We start from the raw sequence: 3,815 nt of genomic DNA on the forward strand, positions 1-3,815 counted from the left end.
AGTTATGGACCGACTGGGCACTCCAACTGATAGCGCTCAAACCCCATAAACATCGCTATTTTCAGCGTGGTCTCTATGCTCTATCCCTGATGCAGCAAGCTCTTTAGGTACGTTGTCACCCGTTAAGCTAGCCGCGACTATAGAATTGGATTAGTTCTGCCGACTAGGGTTCTGCAATGGTCTCGCTCCTGACGCCTCCAAACGAAATCATTCACCTGTCGGGCATTAGCTGGCAGACCATCGCTTTAAAATTTTCCCGGCTGACGCCAGTGTGAATGAAGCGCTGCTCAGCAGGTCGATCAAGGAACGAAACCACGGTCATTTATTGTGGGCGACCTCTTTATGATGGCCTAAATTTTGCGGGTGATCTGGCAAATTTTGTGGTTCACGGCCATAGCGAAGACGGGTTAGATATCTGGATGGGTGATACCAGGGTCGTTAGACAACACTTCAAATGCGACCCAGCCTCAGCTAAACAGATCCATCTGTTCTGATGGATCGTAAGCGCCTGACGACTCTTTCCCTCGACGTCGAGGTTTGCTGGCTTTAGGCACCTCCCCCCGCAGTCCCACGGCGATCGTGCTGTTGCGCTCGATCTCGCGCATCACGTCGCGGGCCCGCTGAATCACTGAGGGGGGCAGCCCCGCCAGCCGCCCGGCTTCAATACCGTAGGATTTATCGGCCCCGCCGGGCTGCACCTGGTGCAGAAAGATGATCTGGTCGGGCATTTCTTTGACGGTGACCTGGTAGTTGGCCACGTTGGGGATCAGTGCCGCCAGTTCGTTGAGTTCGTGGTAGTGGGTGGCGAAGATCGTGCGGGCCTGAATCTCGACGGCCAGGTACTCGGCTACGGCCCAGGCGATGGAGAGACCGTCGAAGGTGGCGGTGCCGCGACCAATTTCATCCAGCAGCACCAGCGATCGCGGCGTGGCGTGGTTGAGAATATTCGCGGTTTCGTTCATCTCCACCATGAAGGTCGATTGACCGGTAGCCAGGTCATCTACCGCGCCGACGCGGGTGAAAATGCGATCGCACACCCCCAGCCTGGCCCCCTTGGCTGGCACAAAGCTGCCCATCTGCGCCATCAGCTGAATCAGCCCCACCTGGCGTAGGTAGCAGCTTTTGCCGCTGGCGTTGGGGCCGGTGAGAATGATTAGGTCTTGGGCACTCGATGAGGTTCTGTCCTCGGGAACCGTGCCCATATAGGTGGAGTTGGGTACAAAGAACCCGGCAGGGAGCAGCTGTTCGACCACGGGGTGGCGGCCTTCGGTAACGGCAATCGCCCTTGACTCATCCATCTCCGGGCAGCAATAGCCCTGAAAGATCGCCACCTCAGCGAGCCCACAGAGCACATCGGCAGCGGCGACGGCGACAGCCACCTGGCGAATCAGCTCCACCTGCTGACCCACCTGCTCCCGCAGCTGGTTGAAGATCTCGTACTCCAGGGCGTTGATTTCTGACTCGATGTTGAACACCCGCGCCTCTCGCTCCTTCAGCTCGGGGGTGATGTAGCGTTCTTCGTTGGTCAGGGTCTGCTTGCGAATGTAGTCGTCGGGGGCCTGGTCAGCGCGGGCGCGGGAGACGCTGATGTAGTAGCCAAAGGCCTTGTTAAAGCCGACCTTGAGGGTCGAAATGCCGGTGCGCTGGCGCTCGGCGGGTTCTAGTTCGGCGATCCATTTTTGGTCGTCCACCGCCTGCTGGCGCAGGTCGTCTAGCTGGGCGTTGACCCCGTCACGAATCAGGTGGCCCTCGGTGAGGTAGAGGGGTGGGGTTTCGACCAGGTGCGATCGCAGCGTCTGCCCCAATTTCTCCAGCTCTGGCGGCACGTACTGGATTGCTTGCAGGTAGGGAGACTGGGCCTGTTCGGCCAGGGCTGCCAGCTCGGGCAGCCGCAAAAATGACTCGGCCAGAGCCACCAGATCGCGCGCGTTGGCGGTGCCCGATCCGGCCCGACCGGCCAGCCGCTCTAGGTCGTAGATCTGCTTCAGCTTGTGCTGCAACATCTGCCGCAGGTTGCCGTCCGTCAGCAGTTCGGTAATGGTGGCTTGGCGGGATTGAATCCCTTTGACATCCAACAGCGGTTGCAGCAGCCAGCGACGCAGGGTGCGTCCGCCCATGGCAGTTACCGTGCGATCGAGCGCCCACAGCAGCGAGCCGTTGTAGGTGCCATCCCGCTGGGTCTGGGTGATTTCTAAATTGCGGCGGGTCTGGTGGTCGATCACCAGGTAGGCGGCCAGGGTGTAGGTGTAGAGAGGCTGGAGCGGAGCCTGCACGGTCTTTTGGGTTTCTTCGACGTAGTGCAGCAGACCACCCGCCGCCCGCACCGCCAGGGGCAGGTGGTCGCAGCCCAAGCCTTCTAAAGATCGCAGCCGAAACCGCTGCAAAAGCCGCTGCCGCGCCTCGCTCTGGCTGTAGGGGCCTGGAGGCCGCAGAGTGTAGCAAAACTGGCGCGGTAAACAGTCCGGTAGCTGATCCGACGCATCCCCCGGCCTGAGCATCGCCCCCAAACTGGGCGCATCCACCGGAAACAGCACCTCGGCGGGCTGAAGCCGCAGCAGTTCCTGGCCGAGCTGATCGAGGTCTTCGCCTTGCGTCGTCAAAAATTCCCCCGTGGAGACATCGGCGTAGGAGAGGCCCCAGTGGTGCCCCGCCACCACCACTGAGGCCAAAAAGTTGTTCTGGCTGGCGCTCAGCATGCCCTCTTCAATCACCGTGCCGGGGGTGATGACGCGGGTGACTTCGCGCTTGACCAGCCCCTGGGCCACGGCGGGGTCTTCCACCTGGTCGCAGATGGCGATCGCAAAGCCTTTTTCCACCAGCAGCGTGCAGTAGCGATCGAGGGCGTGGTGGGGAATGCCCGCCAGGGGCACCCGGCCAATCGCCTTGCCCGCGTCTTTGCTGGTGAGCACCAGCTCGAGCTCGCGGGCGATCGCGATCGCATCTTGAAAAAACGTTTCAAAAAAGTCCCCCACCCGGTACAGCACCAGCGCGTGAGGATACTGCTCCTTCATCTCCACGTAGTGACGCATCATCGGCGTCAAATCGTCCCAGTTGACGGCGTGGTGGTCGGCGTAGCGCACTGTATGCTTGGCCAACCGTTCTGGAATTGGGGGCTGGCTATCGGCGGAGGGAGTTGAACCGGGCATGGAATGTGTCAGATGTTACGCACCGTTAAGCTTCGTTGCATGACCCGCGATGGGTACAGGGCCTATGTTAGCTTCGATATCGTTGCACATCTTTTGAATGTTGAATACTAACGAGGTTGTTCCCGTGGCACTGTCAGATCAGCTAGCTCCAGCGCTATCCGAAACCCGCGAAGACTTCTCTGAGTACGTTGCTCATTTGCAGCTACACATGGCGCTCCAGGCCCGCAACCTGGTGCCTTCTCTCAGCAATACCGGCGATAGCCGCCATAACCTGCTGCACCAAACCCAGGCCGACATCGAAAAATTTGTCTCTCGCCAGGGATTCTAGACATCAGCCCTGGTTCTGGGCAAGGTGGCCGTTTTCATAGTTAATCTTCGATATCAGCCCTGTGAAGGTGATTGCCTTTGCAGGGCTATTTGTGGGGGGGTAGCCTTGGGTTTCCCTGAACTATGCCCTCAGTGCCTAGGGACGCGATGCCACTGCCCATCTGCGCTGCTGGCTGGTTTCACCCACCTGCCGTCAATACTATACCGATGCTCTAAGTAGCTAGGCGCAATTAAATATAAAACGTTCCAGTGGGTAATCTCCGGTTCTACTACGTGCCTCCATGCCCTCAATGACGGTCATGGCCAGGTCATATTCGTTATCAAACATCTGCCCGGCAATCT

At 59.2% G+C, this 3,815-nt stretch carries 2 protein-coding genes; one reads left to right on the forward strand and one right to left on the reverse strand.

The genetic code is table 11. The features are described 5' to 3' along the window. Positions 1–467 precede the first annotated feature (467 nt). Complete coding sequence (gene mutS, locus IQ254_RS30065) at positions 468–3,146, reverse strand: DNA mismatch repair protein MutS (RefSeq protein WP_193969815.1); 2,679 nt, start codon at positions 3,144–3,146, stop codon at positions 468–470. Between the two features lie 97 nt (positions 3,147–3,243). Here mutS and IQ254_RS30070 point away from each other — a divergent pair, with 97 nt between their 5' ends. Continuing rightward, entirely contained in the window at positions 3,244–3,474 is a 231-nt protein-coding gene (locus IQ254_RS30070; protein ID WP_193969816.1) for a hypothetical protein, read from the forward strand. Positions 3,475–3,815 lie beyond the last annotated feature (341 nt).

The organism is Nodosilinea sp. LEGE 07088, assembly GCF_015207395.1.
Lineage (GTDB): Bacteria > Cyanobacteriota > Cyanobacteriia > Phormidesmidales > Phormidesmidaceae > Nodosilinea.

What these genes read in the sequence shown, in the direction of transcription:
- mutS (WP_193969815.1), bottom strand. Translation starts at nt 3,146, where the DNA reads ATGCCCGGTTCAACTCCCTCCGCCGATAGCCAGCCCCCAATTCCAGAA.
- IQ254_RS30070 (WP_193969816.1), top strand. Translation starts at nt 3,244, where the DNA reads ATGTTGAATACTAACGAGGTTGTTCCCGTGGCACTGTCAGATCAGCTA.